Below are 19105 nucleotides of genomic sequence, written 5' to 3'. Positions count from 1 at the left end.
CCCCCGCCGTCGCGGCGTGGCCCGGCGCTCGCGTGCCGCGTCGTCACGCTCGCGTGCGGTGTCGTCGCGGACCTGCCTCACGGGGCCTGGAACCCCGCCTCGGCGAGGACCGTCTGCGCCGGCGCCGAGCGGACGTACGCGACGAAGGCCCGTGCGCCGGCCGGGTTCGGAGCGTCCTTCAGCGCGACGATCGGGTAGTCGTTGACCGCCCGCGCCGACTCGGGGAACTCCACAGCGGTCACGTCGGCGTTCGCCGCTCGCACGTCGGTCCGGTAGACCAGAGCAGCGTCGACCTCGCCGAGCTTCACCTTCGCGAGCGCGCCCCTGACGTCCTGCTCCAGAGTGACCGGCGTCAGCGCGACACCGGCCGCGTCCAGGGCGGTGCGGGCCGCCGCGCCGCAGGGCACCTGGTCGGCGCAGAGCGCCACCTTCACGCCAGGCCCGCTCACGTCGGCCAGCCCCCTCACGCCTGCCGGGTTGCCCCGGGGCACCGCGATGACCAACTGGTTGCGGGCGAAGGTGCTCGGTGTGCCGTCGGCATTGCCCGCCTCGGTGACCGTGGTCATGTTCGCCAGCGCGGCCGAGGCGAACACGTCCGCCGGCGCGCCCTGGTTGATCTGGTTGGCCAGTGCTGAGCTGCCGGCGAAGTTCAGGGTTACCCTGCTGCCCGGGTTGGCGGCCTCGAAGTCCTTCCCGAGGCGGGTGAACGACTCGGTCAGCGAGGCCGCCGCGAACACGGTCACCGCGCCGGAAACCTGGCCGTCCCCGCTGCCGCCGGCCGCCCCGTCGTCGCCCGCGCCGCACCCGGCCAGCGCCAGGCCGGCCGACACCAGTACGGCCACCGCTGTGCGCCTTCTGCGCGGATCGCCCGGTTGATCCAGGAGCGCTCCCGGGAGCGCGTTCATCCGCCCGACCTCCCCCTTGTGGTGGCGGGTGCGGCCCGCTCCACCACCACCGTGGTTGACTTGATCACCGCGACGGCCACCGACCCGACCCGCAGGTCGAGCTCGTCGACGGCCTCCCGGCTCATCAGCGACACAACCCGGAACGGGCCGGCCTGGATGTCGACCTGGGCCATCACCGTGTCCTTCCGGACATCGACGACGATGCCGCGCAGCCTGTTGCGGGCTGAGGAGAGTTCGGTGCCCGCGTCCGGGTCGGCGGCCTGAGCGCGGGCGAACGCGGCAAGGTCGACGCCGTCGATCACCCGGTGACCGTGCTCGTCACGCCCGGCTGTCAGTCGCCCGGTGTCCACCCAGCGGCGAATCGTGTCACTGCTGACACCGAGCAGGTCGGCCGCCTCACCGATCCGGTACGTCGTCACCCGCTCACCTTAACGTTCGCACCTACCAGGGTGAAGGCCTCAAATGGACGGTAGTTGCATAGGCGATGGGGTGATCGCGCCAGCACTTGCGTCTGCGCTCGATGCCTTGACGCGCCTGTGGATCCCTTGGGTCACGTCCACAAGATCGTGCTCGAACCAGGAAGTAGTGGTGTCGGCGTATCGATGAGGCCACTACATCCTGGTTCGAGCACGATCTTGCCGTGGCCGTGGCCGTGGCCGTGGCGGTGGCCGTGGGCGTGGGCGTGGCCGTGGGTGGGGCGGGGGCGGGATTGGGGCGGGGCGTACGACGACGGGCGGGCTCGTGGGAGCCCGCCCGTCGGGAGGGTCAGCAGTTGCGCAGCTCCGGCGACTGGTTGAGCAGTTGGCCACGGGTCGACACGAAACGGCGGTAGCGCTCCCCGTCGACGGCCGACGGGCGGAACGCGGCGACGCGGTGGCAGTTCTGGAAGGCCAGGCGTACGCCGAAGTGCCGTTCCAGGCCGGCGCGGATGGCGTCGCTGGCCAGCGCCCGGAGCAGTTGCCCCCGGTCGGCGTCGGTGGGCGGCGGGACGACGTTGTCGGCCAGGTCGTCGTCACCGGCCTCCAGTTCGGCGACCACCCGGCTGACGGTGGCCCAGGCGTACGGCAGCGAGTCGCGGACGCAGGCGATGAACGCGTCGTCGTCGATGGGGCCGCGTTCGGCGGCGTCGAGCAGGGCGGGCGGGACGGTGAGCGACATGGTTCTCCTCCGTATCAGTTAATGATTACCGTTTTCAACAACGGCGTCGACTGAGCAGATCACGTCTCTCGGATGACGTCAACGATGTCCCGGCGCGCCACGCCGCGACCCACAGGCACCGCAGATACGAGCGCGCCCACGACGAAGATCGACGGCGCCCCGCCAAGAGCGCGTGCGGACCCAACCGCGTTGGCGTCAGGGCCGGCGGGGGTGGCCCTTGAGGTGCCGGCCCAGCTCGCGGGCGATCTCCCGGTTGGCGTCCCGCTCGGCCATCGTCTGCCGCTTGTCGTAGGAGCGCTTGCCCTTGGCCAGGGCCAACTCGACCTTGGCAAAGCCGTTCTCGAAGTACATCGACAGCGGGACCAGGGTCACCCCGCCCTCGCGGACCTTGTCCAGGATCCGGTCGATCTCGGCCCGGTGCAGCAGCAGCTTGCGGTTGCGGCGTGGAGCGTGGTTGGTCCACGTGCCGTAGGCGTACTCGGCGATGTGCAGGCCGTACAGCACGATCTCACCGTCGCGCTCGTGTGCGAACGCGTCCACCAGTGAAGCCCGCCCCTCGCGCAGCGACTTCACCTCGGTGCCGACGAGCACGATGCCCGCCTCGTACGTGCGCAGCACCTCGTACTCGTGCCGGGCCTTCTTGTTCGAGGCGATCAACCGGCGGGCGGGCGGCGTGGACGGGCTCACCCCGCGACGATATCCGGCCGCCGCCTCAGCCGGTCGTCCGGTGTTCGGGGCGCAGACGCCCGGTCAGCTCCCGTACCGCCTCGTCGAACGCCTCCTGCGACTCACACGGCCAGTGGCCCAGGATCGGCGGGGGAACGCTGTCACTGGGTGCCGGCACCACGTCCTGCGGGTCGACCAACCGGCGATCCACGGTCGCCGCCGGCCCGGTCAGCGTCTCGGCCTTTCCGGGCCGGTGGGCGGCGAAGATCCAGCCGCCGATCGGGTCGGTGTCGCGCCACAGGTTGATCCAGCGCCAGCCGACCCGCTCACCGATCTCCCGCAGCGCCGGCTCGTCGGCGTACGCCGGGAACAGCCGGGAGTACAGCCGGCCCAGCGGCGACCCGTAGGTCAGCAGGGCGACCCGTTCGGTGATCCGGGTGGGTAGTTGCAGCACCGTGGCGGCGAGCAGCACCGAGCCGTGGCTGTGCCCGGCCAGCAGCACACCCTGCCCCTGCTCCACCAGGTAGGAGATCCGCTTGGCCAGCTCCGGCACGGCCCGCTCGGCATAGCAGGGCGGGGCGAACGGGTGCGCCGCCCGGGGCCAGAAGGTGCCCAGATCCCAGAGCACACCCACGTACCGACGGAACTGCGCTGTCCGGTACGCGAAGATGCCGCCCACCACCAGGCCGAGAAGGATCGCGGCGATGACATAGCTACCCGACCCGATCAGGAAGTTGACCATGCCCTCCGGCACTCCGACGTAGTGCTGCGCCACGTCACCCGGTGGGAGCTGGAGCAGGCCGAGCACGCTGGTGGCCAGGCCGAGCGCCGCCAGGCCGGCGTACACCACGGAGAGCGGTTCCAGATTCTCGGTGAAACGGGCCCGGGCCACCGTCTGCTCGACCCGCCGCAGCCGGTCCGCCGCCTGCGGCGGGGCGTGCGGAAAGTCGGCGGCCACGATCGCCCGCGCGGCCCGCCGCCGCCGACCCCGGGTCATCCTGGTGACCAGAGCGGCCACCAGCAGAGCGGTCACCACGGCCAGGAAAAACCCGAAGATCGCCCACTTGTACGCCAGCGGGGGGCTGGTCGCCAGGTGGTCCGCCGTCGTTCCGTCGCGGTCGAGCAGATCCGCCACCCGGTAGACCAGCTCGGCGGAGAACGCCACGGCCAGCCCGGCCGAGATCGTCATGAAGACCGGCGACCCCAACGCGCGCAGAGGTGACCGGCGCTGCCCACCACCCCGCCGCCAGATCACCAGGGCGGCGAGCGCGACCACCAGCACGGTCTGGCTGACGAACAGCCAGGCCACGATCGCGCCGTAACCGGGCAGCGCACCGCCCTGCGGCCACGGCGCCGGGCTGATGACGACGTGCACGATCACCAGCATCGTCACGCCGCCGGCGATCGTGCGCAGCCCGCGACAGACGCCGTCCACCCGGGGCGACGGATCGGTGTGGTCGATGCTCGCCACCACGGTGACCAGGACCAGGCACGCCAGCAGCACCGCCCCGGTGGCCGCCAGCAGGACCACCATCGCCCACGAGCGGTGCTGGCTGGCGCGTGCGGCCAACAGGCTGCCGCTCAGGGTGGCGAACGCCGCCGCGACGTGGACCGAGCGCAGTCGACCCACCAGCGGTTCGCCGTCCCACTGGCCGACGGCGCTCAACTGGTGCTTCGACGTCGGGGTCGCCGGCGTCCGGAACGCGTCGAACGAATGGCTCGGGCGAGCGCCCAGCCACCAGACGACCCCGATGGCGGTGACCGGCACGAGCGCCAGCACACCCAGGCGCAGCCCGGGCGGGCGTCCGCCGAGCCAGGACAGCCAGCTCCGGCCGGCCAGGCACGACGGGGTGTCCATGCAGCGCCACGCGATCAGATCCAGCGCCACCCCGACGATGGAGAGCACGTAGAGCGCGGTGAGGGTGAGCGCGAGCACCCGGCACAGCGCCATGAAGCCGCGCTTCGAAGCGGTCTCCGCCGGGCGCATCCAGAGCGCCACGTTGCAGAGCATGAACGGCAGCAGGAAGACCAGCGACAACGTCCGCACGGCCGTGCCGGACGGCAGGTCACTCCAGCGGTACGCCTCCAGCGTCACCCCGTCGGTCCCGGTGGAGTCCGGATAGCCGGGACGCGGTCGGAAGAACCCTCCGCTGCGGTCCCCGGCGACCTGGTGCACGTACGGCCGGTTCAACACCTGGTCCGCGCCCGCGCCGGAGACACCGTGCACCCGCAGCTCCACGATCCCGGCCGACGTCGCCGGTCCGGTCGGTGTCGCGTCCGCCATGGGCCCCCCGAGGTGTGCGCGGCAACCGGGCGGGTCGTCGATGTCTGGCCACCCGCGCGGCTCCCCGGCTTACCCCTCTGCGAGGCGATCAACCGTGGACCGGGCCCGGCCGATGGTGCGGTCGACCCTTGACAGGTGATTTCATGGCGCCATGGCGAACCCGGTGATCCTGACCGTCGACGACGACCCCGTGGTGTCCCGGGCGGTCGCCCGCGACATCCGGCGCCGCTACGGCGACCGCTATCGGGTGTTGCGAGCCTCCTCCGGCCCGGAGGCGCTGGACGCGCTGCGCGAGGTCAAGCTGCGCGGCGAACAGGTGGCGCTGCTGCTGGCCGACCACCGGATGCCGGAGATGACAGGCGTCGAGTTCCTCGAAGCGGCGATGGACATCTTCCCGGCCGCCCGTCGGGTGCTGCTCACCGCGTACGCGGACACCGACGCCGCGATCGAGGCCATCAACGTGGTCGACCTGGACCACTACCTGCTCAAGCCCTGGCACCCGCCGGAGGAGAAGCTGTACCCGGTGGTCGACGGGCTGCTGGAGGCGTGGGCGGTCAGCCCGGACGCGGCGACCGTCGAGATCCGGGTCGTCGGGCACCGCTGGTCCGCGCCGTCGTTCAAGGTCCGGGACTTCCTGGCCCGCAATCTGGTGCCGTACCGGTGGCTGTTGTCCGACGACCCGGAGGGTGTCCGGTTGCTCGACGCGGCCGGGGCCACCGAGGCGGACGTCCCGCTGGTGGTGACGCCCGAGGGTAAGGCGTTGGTCGCCCCGAGTGAGGCCGAGTTGGCCGCCCTGGCCGGGTTGACCGTGGTGCCGGCGTGTGACTTCTACGACCTGGTGGTGATCGGTGGTGGCCCCGCCGGTCTCGGCTCGGCGGTGTACGGCGCGTCGGAGGGGCTGCGCACCGTGCTCGTGGAGCGACGAGCCACCGGCGGTCAGGCCGGGCAGAGCAGCCGGATCGAGAACTACCTGGGCTTCCCGGACGGTGTGTCCGGCGCACAGTTGACCGACCGGGCCCGGCGGCAGGCGGTCAAGTTCGGTGCCGAGCTGCTCAGCGCCCGCGAGGTGGTCGGTCTCAGCGAGGCCGGCGGCGCCCGGCTGCTGCGCTTCGGCGACGGCACCGAGATCGCCGCGCACACCGTGGTGCTGGCCACCGGCGTGTCGTACCGGGTGCTCGATGCCCCGGGGCTGGCCGACTTCACCGGGCGGGGCGTGTTCTACGGTGCCGCCGCCACCGAGGCGCCGAGCTGCGTCGAGCAGGACGTCTACATCGTCGGCGGGGCCAACTCCGCCGGTCAGGCGGCGGTCCACTTCTCCCGGTACGCGGCCAGGGTGCACCTGCTCATCCGGGGTGCGGACCTGACCGCCTCGATGTCGCGTTACCTGATCGACCAGCTGGAACGGATCGACAAGATCACCGTGCACCCGCACACCGCCGTGGTCGGCGCGGCGGGGGAGGACCACCTGGAACGACTCATCCTCTGCGACACCCGCACCGGGGAGGCCCGCTCGGTCGACACCTCGTGGCTGTTCATCTTCATCGGTGCGGAGCCCCGCACCGACTGGCTGGACGGGGTGCTGGTCCGCGACGAGCGTGGCTTCATCGTGACCGGCCCGGACCTCCTCGCCGGGGGGCGGCGACCGGCCGGCTGGTCGCTGTCGCGCGACCCGTACCACCTGGAGACCAGCGTTCCGGGCGTGTTCGCCGCCGGGGACGTGCGGGCCGAGTCGGTCAAGCGGGTCGCCTCAGCCGTCGGCGAGGGCGCGATGGCGGTGTCGTTGGTGCACCGCTACCTGGAGGCCCAGTGAGCGCGAGGAGTGAGCCGGTTTTGCGAGCGAAGGAGTCCCAGTGACCACCGAGTCTGACCGGCTGACCCCGGCGCAGTTGCGCACCCTGTTCCTCTTTGAGGCGCTCGACGACGGGCAGCTCGACTGGCTGGCAGAGCACGGCCGGGTCGAGCAGCGCGCCGGCGGCACCCTCGTGTACGGCGAGGGCGAGCCCGCGACCTGCTTCTTCGTGCTGGTGCGCGGGGCGGTGGCGTTGAGTCGTGTGGTGCGCGGCGACGACGTCGAGGTCAGCCGGACCGATCAGCGCGGGGTGTACGGCGGGGCCACCCAGGCGTACCTGGGTGAGCAGGTCGAGCAGATCTACCGCAACAGCCTGCGGGCGGTGACCGACTCGGATTTCTTCGTGCTGCCGGCGGAGGATTTCGCGTACGCCCTGCGGTCCTGGTTCCCGATGCCCATGCACCTGTTGGAGGGGCTGTTCTTTGGGATGCGGGACAGTCAGGCCATCGTCGGTGAGCGGGAGCGGCTGTTGGCCCTCGGTTCGCTCTCGGCGGGGCTGACGCACGAGCTGAACAACCCGGCCGCGGCGGCGGTACGGGCCACGTCGGTGCTGCGGGACCGGGTCGCCGGGATGCGGCACAAGCTCGCCATGATCGCCGACGGGCGGCTCGACGGCAGCGCCCTGCACGGCCTGGTCTCGTTGCAGGAGGAAGCGGTCGCCCGGGTGGCCACCGCGCCGAAGTTGACGCCGATGGCGACGGCCGACGCGGAGGACACCCTCACCGACTGGCTGGAGGAGCACGGGGTCGGCGGGGCCTGGGATCTGGCGCCGATCCTGGTCGGCGGCGGGCTCGACGCGGCCTGGTTGGCGCAGGTGAAGGCCGCGGTCGGGGCCGCCGATCTGGAGGCGGCGGTGCGCTGGCTCACCTACACCGTCGACACCGAGCTGCTGATGCGCGAGATCGGCGACGCGGTCACCCGGATCTCCGGGCTGGTGGGCGCCGCCAAGCAGTACTCACAGCTGGACCGCGCGCCGCACCGGGTGGTGGACGTGCACGACCTGCTCGACGCCACGCTGGTGATGTTCAAGGGCAAGATTCCCGCCGAGGTCAAGCTGGTCCGCGAGTACGACCGGTCCCTCCCACCGGTCCCGGCGTACGCGGCCGAGCTGAACCAGGTGTGGACCAACCTGATCGACAACGCGTTGGGCGCGATGGGGGAGAAGGGTGTGCTGACCGTCCGCACCGGTCGGGTCGGCGACCTGTTGGCGGTGGAGATCACCGACACCGGGCCGGGCATCCCGCCGGAGGTGCGCCCGCGCATCTTCGAACCGTTCTTCACCACGAAGCCGGTCGGCGCGGGCACCGGTCTGGGGCTGGACATCTCGTACCGGATCGTGGTGCACAAACACCACGGTGACATCCGGGTGGAGACCGAGCCGGGGCGGACCACCTTCCGGGTCCTGCTGCCGATCAGCGAGAGCCCGACGGACGACGTCCCGACCACCTAGGGACAGTGGGCGATCGCCGGCGTTCATGATCCCCGCCGCCACGCGGGCGGGTCGGCCTCGTGGCGCGCCTCAAGGTCATGCTGGATCCTTGTTGTAGTGGTCTCGACGGTTGTTGATGCCACTACAACAAGGATCGAGCGCGATCTTGGACGGTCGGCCGGGCGGGTGTCGGGGTCAGGCCTGGCGACCGGGGGTGAGGAAGTCGGCGAGCACCCGGGTGTGGGTGGAGAACGCCAACTCGACCGGGTCGGTGAGCACCAACCACTCGGTCGCCTCCTCGGTCGGCGCCGACGGTGGCAGCTCCTCGGCCGCACGCTCGGGCAACACTCCGAAGATCATCATCGTGCCGCCCGCGGGTGCGCCGTGCACCGCGAACAGGCGGGCGTCCTCGGCCGCCGCGATCAGGCCGGTCTCCTCCCGCAGCTCACGGACGAGCGCGTCGGACCACTCCTCGCCGTACTCGATGAAGCCGCCGGGCAGCGCGAGCAGGCCGCGGGCCGGCTCGATGTCCCGGCGGACCACCACCACACCCAGGCCCTCGGCCGTGCGGACCGGCAGCACCGCGACCGCCACGGGCAGCGGGTTGCGCCAGACGGTCTCGCCGCAGACCGCGCAGACCCGTGGCCATCCGGCGGTCGCCGGGTAGGCGGCGCCGCAGTAGGAACAGTGCGAGTACGGCGTGCCGGTCATGCCGCAGCACGTTACTCCGATCGCCGCCCCGGCCGCCGCGCCGCCGCCCTCGTCCCGGATCAGGCCGCCGCGCCCCCGTTCCGGATCAGGCCGCCGCGCCCCCGCGCGGAATCAGGCCGCCGGGGCGCCGGTGTAGAAGGCGGTGGTGCGTTCGGCGGCGGCCTTGGCCTCGTCGGCGTCGGTGCCGGCGGCGATGCTCGCCTCGCACCACAGGTGGCTGCTCAGCTCCATGGCCCGCCGTCCCTCGTCGGAGGCGGTCCACTCGGCACCCTGCTCCGGGGTGATCCCGCTGCCGTCGGCGGCCAGGTGTGAGGCGAGGCCGAGCAGCCCGAGATCCCACCCGACACCGACCGCGCCCGGGCCGAACTGGGCCCACCGGTCCTGGTCGACGTGCGCGATGTGGTCCAGGTCGAGGCGGGATCGCTCGCCGTCGACCGGGGTGACGCTCACCTCGATCCAGCTCACCTCGTCGCCGAACTCCCAGGTGGCGGTGAAGCGGTGGGGCGGCTCGCAGCTTTCAATGGTGCCGTGGGCGTTGCCCTCAAGGTGGTACGTGCCGCCCAGCCGCAGGTCGCCCGAGATCGGCAGGAACCAGCGCGGGATGCGCTCCGCGTTGGTGCAGGCGTCCCACAGGTCCTCGGCCGTCGCCTGGTAGGTCTGACTGATCGTGGTGACCCGCGCCTCGCCGGCTTCCAGGGTGCGGCTGCCGACCTTCCGCTGGACGGCGTTGATCTGCTCGGTGGCGTCGAACATCAGGTGTTCCTCTCGTCGGATGGGTCGGCGGGCCCGCGCAGTCGACGCTCACGTCGACCCCGGGCCAGCTCGGTGGCGAGTGCCGCCAGGGGTGGGGTCCAGAACCGCCGGAAGTGCTCCAGCCAGCCGTCGACCTCACGCAGTGGGCGTGGGTCGACCGCGTAGAGCCGCCGGGCGCCCTCCGGTCGTACGGTGGCGAAGCCGTTGTCGCGCAACACCTTGAGGTGCTGGGACACGGCGGGCTGGGAGATGCCGAACTCCTCGCGAATGACCGCGTTGAGCGCACCGGCGGTCTGCTCGCCGTCGGCGAGCAGCTCCAGGATGCGGCGCCGGACGGGATCGCCCAGCACGTCGAAGGCGTGCACGCGACAGTTGTATCACTGACGGCTTATTTAAGCCAGTTCCGATACTCCGATGAGCTTGTCCAACCGGATGGGCAGCTCCCGGATCCGTACGCCGGTCGCGTGGTGCACCGCGTTGGCGACCGCCGCCGCGGCTCCGACGATGCCGACCTCGCCGATGCCCTTCACCCCGGCCGGGTTCAGCTCGTCGTCGCGCTCATCCAGCCAGTACGCCTCGATCGACTCCACGTCCGCGCAACCGGTGATGTGGTAGGTGGCCAGGTCGTGGTTGACCCAGTCGCCGTACCGCTCGTCGAGCAGACCCTCCTCGTGCAGCGCCATCGACAGCCCCATCGTCATGCCGCCGATGAGCTGGCTGCGCGCCGTCGTCGGGTTCACCACGCGCCCCGCCGCGAACACGCCGAGCATCCGGTTCAACCGCACCTCGCCGGTGTCCGCGTCAACCCGCACCTCGACGAACTGCGCGCCGTACGCGTACCGGGGCAGTGCCGGCTGCCCGCCCACCTCCTCGGTGGTGTCCGCCTCGGCGGTCACCTCGCCGGTCGGCGGCACGCCGTCGCGTAGCTTCTCGCGCAGCGCCTGAGCGGCCCGCATCACCGCCCAGCTCCAGCTGGCGGTCCCCATCGAGCCCCCGGCCACCGGTGCGGTCGGCAGGGCGCTGTCGCCGATGTGGATCTCCACCCGTTCGGGCGGCACCCCGAGTGCGTCGGCGGCCACCTGCCAGATGGCTGTCCGCGCGCCGGTGCCGATGTCGGTGGCGTTGACCTGCACCAGGAAGCTTCCGTCGGGCCGGGCGGTGGCCGTCGCCGACGACGGCCGGGCCCGGGCCGGATAGCTGGACGCGGCCACCCCCGTGCCGATCAGCCAACGCCCGTCGCGCCGGGACCGGGGCGACGGGTCACGGCCGGCCCAGCCGAACCGTTGTGCGCCCTCGCGCAGGCAGGCCACCAGGTTGCGGCTGGTGAACGGTCGCGCCTGGTCGGGGTCGACAGCGGTGTCGTTGCGGATGCGCAACTCCACCGGGTCGATGCCGACGGCGACGGCCAGCTCGTCCATCGCCGACTCCAGGGCGTACGCGCCGGGGCACTCGCCCGGGGCGCGCATCCAGAACGGCGTGGGCACGTCGAGGCGGACCAGCCGGTGCGTGGTGCGGCGGTGGGGCGCGGCGTACATGCTGCGGGTGTAGACGGCGGTCTGCTCGGCGAACTCCTGGATGGTCGAGGTCTGGCTGATCGCGTCGTGGCAGATGGCGGTGAGCCGGCCGTCGGTGTCGGCGGCGAGGCGGACCCGCTGGATGGTCGGGGTGCGGTAACCGACCGGGCCGAACAGTTGCTGGCGGGTCAGCGCCAGCTTCACCGGGCGGTCCACGTGTCGGGCGGCGAGGGCGGCCAGCACCACGGCGGCCTTGGCGTACCCCTTGCTGCCGAAACCGCCGCCGACGTGCTGCGCGACGACCCGGACCGACTCCGGCGGCAGCGCGAACAGCTCCGCGAGGGTGGCCTGTACCGACGACGCGCCCTGGTTGGAGTCGTGCACCAGGAGTCGTCCGTCGTGCCACTGTGCCGTCGTGGCGTGCGGTTCCATCGGGTTGTTGTGGTACGCCGGAGTGCGGTACGTGGCGTCCACCCGTACCGGGGCGGCCGCGTACCCGGCGTCGAAGTCGCCCTCGGCGGTGTCCGTCGGATAACTGGGGTTGACGTGGTCCGGCTTGTACAGGCCCGGGTGGTCATCGGTGAGCACCGTGCTGTGCGGGCCGGTGTCGTAGTCGATCCGGACCAGTCGGGCGCCCTCGCGGGCGGCCTCCAGGCTGGTGGCTACGACGACGGCGATGTACTGCCCCCGGTAGTGCACCGTCGGCTCCTGCAACAGCCACAGTTCCGTCTGCTGGCTGGGCGCGATCCGCGGCGCGTTTCCGTGGTGCAGCACGGCCAGCACACCGGGCGACGCGAGCGCCATCGTCGTGTCGATCCGGGTGATCCGGCCCCGCACCACGGCCGACGGCACCGCCCAGCCGTAGGTGACCCCGTCCACGGGGTATTCCACCGCGTACCGGGCTGTGCCGGTGACCTTCTCGCGTCCCTCCAATCGGGGGTACGCGCGGCCGACCGCGTCGGCGCTCACGACGACGCCAGCTCGGTGAGTGCCCGCACGGTGATGGCCCGGGTGAGCGGCAGTTTGAACCCGTTGTGCCGCAGCGGGCGCGCCTCGGCCAGCTCCGCGTCGGCGGCACGCGCCGCCAGGTCCGGGCTGAACGGACGGCCGCGCAGTTCCTCCTCGGCCCGGTACGCCCGCCACGGCCGGTGTGCCACCGCCCCGTACGCCAGACGGACATCGCGGACCACGTCCCCGTCGAGGTCCAACACCGCGGCCACCGACCCTGCGGCGAAGGCGAACGAGGCCCGGTCGCGCACCTTGAGGTACGTGGAGCGGCGCGCGGCCGGCAGGGGCGGGAGCCGGACGGCGGTGATCAGCGCGCCCCGGGCCAGGGTGGTCTCCTGCTCCGGGTGGTTGCCGGGGGAGCGGTAGAGGTCGGTGATCGGGATGTCGCGGACGCCGTCGGACTCGTGCACCTGCACCACGGCGTCGAGTGCGGCCAGCGCGACGGCCAGGTCGGACGGGTGGGTGGCCACGCACTGCTCGGACCAGTCCAGCACCGCCAGGTCGCGGTTCTGGCCGTGCAGGGCGGCGCAACCGCTACCCGGCTCGCGTTTGTTGCACGCCTTGCCGGTGTCCTGGAAGTAGACGCAGCGGGTGCGCTGTAACAGGTTGCCGCCGGTGGTCGCCATGTTGCGCAGCTGCCCGGAGGCGGCGGCGAGTAGGGCGCGGGCCAGCACCGGGTAGTCGCGGCGCACCACCGGGTGGGCGGCGAGGTCGCTGTTGCGGACGGTGGCGCCGATCCGCAGCCCGCCGTCGGGCAGCTCCTCGACGGTGTCGAGCGGGAGTCGGGTCACGTCCACCAGCACGTCGGGGCGCTGCACCCCGAGCTTCATGAGGTCGACCAGGTTGGTGCCGCCCCCCAGGTAGGCGGCCTGCGGCTCGGCGGCCAGCACGGCGACCGCCTCCGCCACGTCGGCGGGCCGGTGATAGCGGAAGGCCCTCACCGCGTCGCCGCCCTCGTCGCGTCGGCCGCCAGCGGTTGCACACCCGCCGTCTCGCGCACGGCCGCGACGATGTGCGGGTACGCGGCGCAGCGGCAGAGGTTGCCGGCCATCCGCTCGCGGATCTCCGCGTCGGTCAGTTCGGCGGGCGTGGCGAGGTCGTCGGTGACCGCGCTGGGCCATCCCTTGGCGACCTCGTCGAGCATGCCGCGGGCGGAGCAGAGCTGCCCGGGGGTGCAGTAGCCGCACTGGAACGCGTCGTGGGCGACGAACGCGGCCTGCAACGGGGACAGTCCGTCCGGCCCGGCCAGACCTTCGACGGTCACCACCGAGCGGCCGTCCACGGTGACCGCGAAGACCAGGCAGCTCTTCACCCGGCGGCCGTCCAGCAGCACCGTGCAGGAGCCGCACTGGCCGTGGTCGCAGCCCTTCTTCGCCCCGGTCAGGTCGAGGTGTTCGCGTAGCGCGTCGAGCAGGGTGGTGCGGTTGTCCGCTGTCACCTCGCGGGACGCGCCGTTGACGTCGAGCGTCAACCGGGACGAGTGCCGCTCGTCGGGCGTCGTCGCGTTCTCCGGTCCGTCCTGCACCGCGCCAGATTAGCCTTATCGGTATATGTCGGTGCCAATAACGCAAAGCTCTTCATCCCCGAGAGGACGACGGTGATCGCCGGACTGCTCCTGGCCGCCGGGGCCGGACGGCGGTACGGCCGCCCGAAGGCGCTTGTCGAGCTGGATGGGGAACCGCTGGTGCGGCGTGGGGTCCGACTGCTCGCCGACGGTGGTTGCGCACCCGTGCACGTGGTGCTCGGGGCGGGCGCCGACGAGGTGCCCGACCTGCCCGGCGCGGTGCCGGTGCGCCACGATCGCTGGGCCGACGGGCTGGGCTCGTCGCTGCGCCGAGGCCTGGCCTCGCTGCCGGTCGACGCGTCGGGCGCGGTCGTGGTCCTCGTCGACCAGCCGCTGCTCAGCCCGGTCGCCGTTCGGCGGGTACGCGAGGCGTACGCCGACGGCGCGGTGGTTGTCGCCACCTACGCCGGCCGACCGGGCCACCCGATCCTGCTGTGTCGACGGACCTGGCCGCTGCTGAACAGGTACGCCGTCGGTGATCGGGGTGCCCGCGACCTGCTCCGCGAGCGGCCGGATCTGGTGGTCGCGGTGCCCTGCGACGACGTCGGCTCCCCGGTCGACGTGGACACCCCGGCCGACCTGCCCCGCTGCTGAGCACCGCCGAACGGCCGCCCGGGGTCGACACCCCGGGCGGCCGCACGCCCCCGTTCAGGCCACCGGCGTGGCGGTGCCGGTCGCCCGGGCGACCGCCTGGTGGGCGCGGATCAGCTCGGCGTAGCGCAGACCGCTCGCCTTCATCGTCCGCTGCTGGGTGGCGTAGTCCACGTGGACCAACCCGAAGCGCTTGTCGTAGCCGTACGCCCACTCGAAGTTGTCCAGCAACGACCAGACGAAGTAGCCGTCCAGCGGCACGCCCCGGGCCACCGCCGACGCGCACGCCGCCAGGTGCTGCTCCAGGTGGTCGGTGCGCTCCTTGTCCTCCACCGTGCCGTCCGCGGTGACCTCGTCCGGCCACGCCGAGCCGCTCTCGGTGACGATGATCCGGCCCGGCCGGTACTCCTCGTGCACGTCGACGAGCAGCCGCTCCAGGCCCGCCGGGTAGACCTCCCAGCCCATCGCGGTCTCCACCGAGCCCGGCACCGGCACCTGCCGGGCGTACGGCGCCGCGCCGGCCGGGTCGTCGACCACCAGCTGACGGAAGTAGTAGTTCACCCCGAGGAAGTCCGTCGGCGTGGCGATCACCGCCAGGTCGTCGCCGCGCACCGGTGGCTCCACCCCGTAGGTGGCGATCATGTCGGCGGGGTAGCCGCGCCCGTGGATCGGGTCCAGCCACCACCTGTTGACGTGCCCGTCCGCCCGGCGGGCCGCCGCCACGTCCTCGGGCCGGTCGGTCGCCGCCTCGATCGGGCTGAGGTTGAGCACCAGACCCACCGAGGCCGGCCGGGCGGCGTTGGCGCGGATCGCCTGGGTGGCCAGGCCGTGCCCGAGCAGCACGTGGTGCGAGGTGTGCACCGCGCGGGTGAGGTCCCGCTCGCCGGGGGCCATGTTCCCCTCCAGGTGCCCGATCCAGGACACGCAGAGCGGCTCGTTGACGGTGCACCAGTCGGCGACCCGGTCACCGAGGCGGCCGGCGACCACCGCCGCGTAGTCGGCGAACGCCTCGGCGGTGGCGCGCTGGGGCCAACCGCCGGAGTCCTGCAGCACCTGCGGCAGATCCCAGTGGTAGAGCGTGACGAACGGCCGGATCCCGTCGGCGAGCAACGTGTCGACGAGCCGATCGTAGAAGTCCAGCCCAGCCGCGTTGACCCGCCCCACGCCGTCGGGCATGACCCGGGGCCAGGCCACCGAGAAGCGGTACGCGTCCACGCCGAGCCGGCGCAGCAGCGCCAGGTCCTCCGGCCACCGGTGGTAGTGGTCGCAGGCCACCGCGCCGGTGTCGCCGTTGTCGACGTTGCCGGGAGTCGCCGAGAAGGTGTCCCAGATGGACGGCGCCCGGCCGTCGACGTCGACGGCCCCCTCGATCTGGTACGCCGCCGTGGCGACACCCCAGAGGAAGTCGGGTGGCAGCTTGGACAGGTCGGGCACGGGTTGGTTCTCCTCTGGGGTTGGATGACTCACTTGACCGCGCCGGCGGTGAGGCCGGCGACGAAGTACCGCTGCAGGGCCAGGAACCCGACGACGACCGGGATGCTGACCACCAGCGAAGCCGCCATGATCTGGTTCCAGTAGACGTTGAACTGGGTGGAGTAGCCCTGTAGGCCCACGGCCAGGGTGCGGCTGCCCTCGTCGGTCATCACCGAGGCGAAGAGCACCTCACCCCACGCGGTCATGAACGCGTACACGGTGACCGCGACGACGCCGGGCACGGCGGCCGGCAGGATGACCTGGAACAGGGTACGCAGCGGACCGGCGCCGTCGACCTGCGCCGCCTCGTCCAGACCCCGCGGAATCGAGTCGAAGTAGCCGACCAGCATCCAGATCGAGAACGGCAGCGAGAAGGTCAGGTACGTGATGACCAGGCCGGTCCGGCTGGCGTACAACTCGATGCCGGTGGCGTTGCCCAGGTTGACGTAGATGAGGAACAGCGGCAGCAGGAACAGGATGCCGGGGAACATCTGGGTGGACAGCACCGTCACCGAGAAGACCCCCCGCCCGCGGAACCGGTACCGGCTCACCGCGAACGCGGCGAAGATGGCCACCGCCACCGAGCAGACCGCCGCGATGCTCGACACCACCAGGCTGTTCACCAGGTACCGGGCCAGCGGCACGGTGCTCCACATGTCGATGAACGGTTGCACGGTGGGCCGGCTGGGCCACCAGGTGAAGCCGTTCTGCACGTCCTGCAACGGCTTCACCGCCGAGGTGACCATCACGTAGAGCGGGATGACGACGAAGAGGGCGAGCAGGGTCAGCACGATGCGCCGGCCCCAGCGCTCACCGGCGGTCTCACGCATGGTCGTCCCTCCGACGGTTGGTGATCAGCAGGTACGCGGCCGAGACGACCAGCAGGAACAGCAGCAGCGCCACCGACATCGCCGACCCGGAGCCGAAGTCCCAGGTCTTGAAGGAGCTGCGGTAGATGTGGATGGAGATGAGGTCGGCCTGCTCCGGCGCGGAGCCGCCGAACAGCACGAACGGGGTGTTGAAGTCGTTGAACGTCCACAGGAACAGCACCAGCAGCAGCACCAGGTTGACCGGCCGCAGCATCGGCAGGGTGACCGAGCGCAGCCGGCGCCAGAAACCCGCGCCGTCGATCGCGGCGGCCTCGTACAGCTCGCCGGGCACGTTCTGCAGCCCGGCCATCAGACACAGGAACGCGAACGGCCAGTTGCGCCAGACCGACACCACCAGCAGCGACCAGAAGCTGTTGTCGCCGATCAACCAGAACGGCCGGTCGTTCATCAGCCCGAGCTGGTCGACGAGGACGTGGTTGACCAGGCCGGTGTCGCGTTGCAGCAGGAAGCTCCAGGTGATGACGGCGGCGTAGACCGGCAGCGCGTACGGGGTGAGGAACAGCGCCCGCAGGATCGCCCGACCCCGGAACGGCCGTTGCAGCACGACCGCCGCCGAGATGCCGAGCAGCCAGGCGAACCCTACCGAGAGCAGGCTGTAGGCCAGGGTGACCCAGAACGAGTGCAGCAGTTCCTTGCCGGCGGCGCTGTTCAGGTCGAGCGTCGCCCGGTAGTTCTCCAGCCCGATGAAGGGCGCGGTGGACCAGTCGCGGATGTGGAACTGGGTCAGCTCCAGCAGGCTCATCCAGACCCCGACGACCATCGGGATCACGTGGATGGCGAGTTCCAGCACGATGGCCGGTGCGAGCAGCAGGTACGGCAGGAGCGAGCGGCGCGGGCCGCGGGGCCGGCGGACCGGCTTCCGTGCCGGTGACCCGGCCCGGGGTTCGCGCTGGTCGGCGTCCGGCGCGGTGGTGCTGGTTGCCATCGGGGTCCTCTCGGAGGCGGTGGCCGTGGCAGGGCTCAGCACCCGACCACGGCCACCGGTGACGCCTGGGTCAGCGCATCTTCTGCTGCGCGTCGGTCAGCTTGGCCTTCACCGACTCCTCGGTGACCGGCTTGCCGCTGGCCGCGTCGGCGAACAGCTCCTTCATCGCGGTGCCGACCAGGGTCTCGAACGTGCTCTCCTCGGGCACCTGCGGCAGCGGGGCCGCCGTGGTGACCAGGGTCTCCTGGATGGTCTTCTGCTCCGGGGCGGTGAACGCCGGGTCGGAGGCCGCCGTCTTCACGGCCGGCAGCGAGCCGTACGTCTTGTTGAGGATCGTCTGCTCCTCGTCGCTGGTCATGAACTTCACGAAGCTCAGCGCGCCGTCCTTGTTCTTGGTGTGCTTGAAGACCGCCATGTTGATCCCGGCGACCATGCTGTTGACCTTCTTGCCGCCGGCCGGCGGGCTGGCCAGGAACGGCACCGGGGCCACCCCGTACGCGTCGGCGGGCATGTTCTGCGTCTTCAGGTTCGACCCGGCGGACTGCCACAGCAGCATGGCGGCCTTGCCGTTGGCGAAGTCGGAGACCGACTGGTTCTGCGCGTACTCGGCGTTGCTCGGGTTGGTGATCTTGTCAGCGGCCATGAAGTCGATGTACCGCTTGATCGCCGAGACGTTCTGCGGGGTGTCGAAGGTCGGCTTGCCGGCCGAGTCGAACCACTCGCCGCCGTACTGCTGGCTGAAGGTGAAGGCGTGGTGGGCGTTCTCCGACGGGTTGGCGCCCTCGATCGCCAGGCCCCACTTGCCGCCGGTGCTCAGCTTCTTGCCGTACTCGGCGAGTTGCTCCCAGGTGGTCGGCGGGGCGGTGATGCCGGCGTCGGCGAACGACTTCTTGTTGTAGTACAGGCTGTACGCCATCGAGTAGAGCGGCACGGCGGCCGGCGGCTTTCCGGGGGCGCCGGCGGCGGCGAGCGCGGCTGGCACGATCCGGTCCTTGCCGCCGACGGCCTGCAGGGCGGCGTCGTCGAACTCGACCAGCGCGCCGGTGGCCTGCAACGACGCCGACCAGGTGTTGCCGATGTTGACCACGTCCGGGCCCTTGCCGGACGCGGCGGCGGCGAGCAGCCGGTTGAGCAGATCCGACCAGGGGACCACCTCGACGGTGACCTTGATGCCGGTCTGCTTCTCGAACTTGTCCAGCTCCGGCTGGAGGATGGTCTTGTCGGCCTCCAGGCTGGCGCCCTGGTTGCTGGCCCAGTAGGTGAGCGTCTTGGGCGACGCGGCGGAGTCGTCGCCGGAGCCGCCACAGGCGGTCAGCGAGGCGGCGGCCAGTACGGCGGCGGTGAATATCCCGAGGTGTCGTCTCGACACGGGTCAGCCCTTCCGG

18 protein-coding genes are annotated in these 19105 nt (G+C 71.7%); 3 read left to right on the top strand and 15 right to left on the bottom strand.

The annotated features are described in order from the left end of the window. Nucleotides 1-77 precede the first annotated feature (77 nt). The 5 genes from modA to V6U86_RS10785 form a co-directional block, all read right to left on the bottom strand. Nucleotides 78-905, bottom strand: coding sequence for a molybdate ABC transporter substrate-binding protein (gene modA / locus V6U86_RS10805; RefSeq protein WP_334501480.1), 828 nt, complete (start codon nt 903-905; stop codon nt 78-80). After that, complete coding sequence (locus tag V6U86_RS10800) at nt 902-1324, bottom strand: TOBE domain-containing protein (RefSeq protein ID WP_334501478.1); 423 nt, start codon at nt 1322-1324, stop codon at nt 902-904. Before V6U86_RS10800 ends, modA begins: the two co-directional genes overlap by 4 nt. Nucleotides 1325-1670: 346 nt before the next feature. Beyond that, a complete protein-coding gene (locus V6U86_RS10795) occupies nt 1671-2063 on the bottom strand; it encodes an SCO5389 family protein (RefSeq protein ID WP_334501475.1) in 393 nt (130 codons plus the stop codon). Nucleotides 2064-2258: 195 nt separating this feature from the next. After that, complete coding sequence (gene smpB, locus V6U86_RS10790) at nt 2259-2750, bottom strand: SsrA-binding protein SmpB (protein ID WP_334501472.1); 492 nt, start codon at nt 2748-2750, stop codon at nt 2259-2261. Nucleotides 2751-2775: 25 nt separating this feature from the next. Next, nucleotides 2776-5013 (bottom strand): hypothetical protein, encoded by a 2238-nt coding sequence (locus V6U86_RS10785; RefSeq protein ID WP_334501469.1) that lies wholly within the window; start codon nt 5011-5013, stop codon nt 2776-2778. Between the two features lie 151 nt (nt 5014-5164). On the opposite strand from V6U86_RS10785, the gene V6U86_RS10780 reads away from it, so the two are divergent. Both V6U86_RS10780 and V6U86_RS10775 read left to right on the top strand, forming a co-directional pair. After that, nucleotides 5165-6823, top strand: coding sequence for an FAD-dependent oxidoreductase (locus tag V6U86_RS10780; protein WP_334501467.1), 1659 nt, complete (start codon nt 5165-5167; stop codon nt 6821-6823). Nucleotides 6824-6863: 40 nt separating this feature from the next. Then, nucleotides 6864-8312, top strand: a complete 1449-nt coding sequence (locus V6U86_RS10775; protein ID WP_334501465.1) for an ATP-binding protein — start codon at nt 6864-6866, stop codon at nt 8310-8312. A 174-nt stretch (nt 8313-8486) separates the two neighbouring features. Here V6U86_RS10775 and V6U86_RS10770 read toward each other — a convergent pair whose 3' ends face one another. The 6 genes from V6U86_RS10770 to V6U86_RS10745 form a co-directional block, all read right to left on the bottom strand. Further along, nucleotides 8487-9002, bottom strand: coding sequence for an NUDIX domain-containing protein (locus V6U86_RS10770; RefSeq protein ID WP_334501462.1), 516 nt, complete (start codon nt 9000-9002; stop codon nt 8487-8489). A 111-nt stretch (nt 9003-9113) separates the two neighbouring features. Then, nucleotides 9114-9755 carry an SRPBCC family protein gene (locus V6U86_RS10765; RefSeq protein WP_334501460.1) on the bottom strand — a complete coding sequence of 214 codons (642 nt, stop codon included), beginning with the start codon at nt 9753-9755 and terminating at the stop codon, nt 9114-9116. Beyond that, nucleotides 9755-10120 (bottom strand): ArsR/SmtB family transcription factor, encoded by a 366-nt coding sequence (locus V6U86_RS10760; protein ID WP_334501457.1) that lies wholly within the window; start codon nt 10118-10120, stop codon nt 9755-9757. Before V6U86_RS10760 ends, V6U86_RS10765 begins: the two co-directional genes overlap by 1 nt. 27 nt (nt 10121-10147) lie before the next feature. Further along, on the bottom strand, nt 10148-12238 hold the full coding sequence (locus V6U86_RS10755) for a xanthine dehydrogenase family protein molybdopterin-binding subunit (RefSeq protein WP_334501455.1): 2091 nt from the start codon (nt 12236-12238) through the stop codon (nt 10148-10150). Further along, complete coding sequence (locus V6U86_RS10750; protein ID WP_334501453.1) at nt 12235-13218, bottom strand: FAD binding domain-containing protein; 984 nt, start codon at nt 13216-13218, stop codon at nt 12235-12237. Before V6U86_RS10750 ends, V6U86_RS10755 begins: the two co-directional genes overlap by 4 nt. Further along, nucleotides 13215-13802, bottom strand: coding sequence for a 2Fe-2S iron-sulfur cluster-binding protein (locus V6U86_RS10745; protein WP_442934916.1), 588 nt, complete (start codon nt 13800-13802; stop codon nt 13215-13217). The genes V6U86_RS10750 and V6U86_RS10745 overlap by 4 nt, the downstream gene beginning before the upstream one ends. A 72-nt stretch (nt 13803-13874) precedes the next feature. On the opposite strand from V6U86_RS10745, the gene V6U86_RS10740 reads away from it, so the two are divergent. Further along, on the top strand, nt 13875-14435 hold the full coding sequence (locus V6U86_RS10740; RefSeq protein ID WP_334501450.1) for a nucleotidyltransferase family protein: 561 nt from the start codon (nt 13875-13877) through the stop codon (nt 14433-14435). A 54-nt stretch (nt 14436-14489) separates the two neighbouring features. On the opposite strand, the gene V6U86_RS10735 is transcribed toward V6U86_RS10740, so the two are convergent. The 4 genes from V6U86_RS10735 to V6U86_RS10720 all read right to left on the bottom strand — a co-directional run bounded on the left by V6U86_RS10735 (nt 14490) and on the right by V6U86_RS10720 (nt 19089). Then, nucleotides 14490-15866, bottom strand: a complete 1377-nt coding sequence (locus tag V6U86_RS10735; protein ID WP_334501448.1) for a GH1 family beta-glucosidase — start codon at nt 15864-15866, stop codon at nt 14490-14492. A gap of 29 nt (nt 15867-15895) precedes the next feature. Then, entirely contained in the window at nt 15896-16735 is an 840-nt protein-coding gene (locus V6U86_RS10730) for a carbohydrate ABC transporter permease (RefSeq protein ID WP_334501446.1), read from the bottom strand. Then, a complete protein-coding gene (locus tag V6U86_RS10725; protein ID WP_334501444.1) occupies nt 16728-17720 on the bottom strand; it encodes a carbohydrate ABC transporter permease in 993 nt (330 codons plus the stop codon). Before V6U86_RS10725 ends, V6U86_RS10730 begins: the two co-directional genes overlap by 8 nt. Before the next feature lie 70 nt (nt 17721-17790). Continuing rightward, the gene (locus V6U86_RS10720; RefSeq protein WP_334501442.1) at nt 17791-19089 is read right to left on the bottom strand and encodes a sugar ABC transporter substrate-binding protein; all 1299 of its coding nucleotides are present in this window, start codon (nt 19087-19089) and stop codon (nt 17791-17793) included. Nucleotides 19090-19105: the final 16 nt, after the last annotated feature.

Source organism: Micromonospora sp. CPCC 205558, assembly GCF_036902955.1.
Classification (GTDB): domain Bacteria; phylum Actinomycetota; class Actinomycetes; order Mycobacteriales; family Micromonosporaceae; genus Micromonospora.
Note: the sequence above shows the minus strand (reverse complement) of the source record. Positions and strands in the feature narration are given on the sequence as shown.

Bases quoted from the DNA above. Each gene is read 5' to 3' on its own strand.
- modA (WP_334501480.1), bottom strand. From the start codon at position 905: ATGAACGCGCTCCCGGGAGCGCTCCTGGATCAACCGGGCGATCCGCGC.
- V6U86_RS10795 (WP_334501475.1), bottom strand. From the start codon at position 2,063: ATGTCGCTCACCGTCCCGCCCGCCCTGCTCGACGCCGCCGAACGCGGC.
- V6U86_RS10785 (WP_334501469.1), bottom strand. From the start codon at position 5,013: ATGGCGGACGCGACACCGACCGGACCGGCGACGTCGGCCGGGATCGTG.
- V6U86_RS10780 (WP_334501467.1), top strand. From the start codon at position 5,165: ATGGCGAACCCGGTGATCCTGACCGTCGACGACGACCCCGTGGTGTCC.
- V6U86_RS10770 (WP_334501462.1), bottom strand. From the start codon at position 9,002: ATGACCGGCACGCCGTACTCGCACTGTTCCTACTGCGGCGCCGCCTAC.
- V6U86_RS10765 (WP_334501460.1), bottom strand. From the start codon at position 9,755: ATGTTCGACGCCACCGAGCAGATCAACGCCGTCCAGCGGAAGGTCGGC.
- V6U86_RS10730 (WP_334501446.1), bottom strand. From the start codon at position 16,735: ATGCGTGAGACCGCCGGTGAGCGCTGGGGCCGGCGCATCGTGCTGACC.
- V6U86_RS10725 (WP_334501444.1), bottom strand. From the start codon at position 17,720: ATGGCAACCAGCACCACCGCGCCGGACGCCGACCAGCGCGAACCCCGG.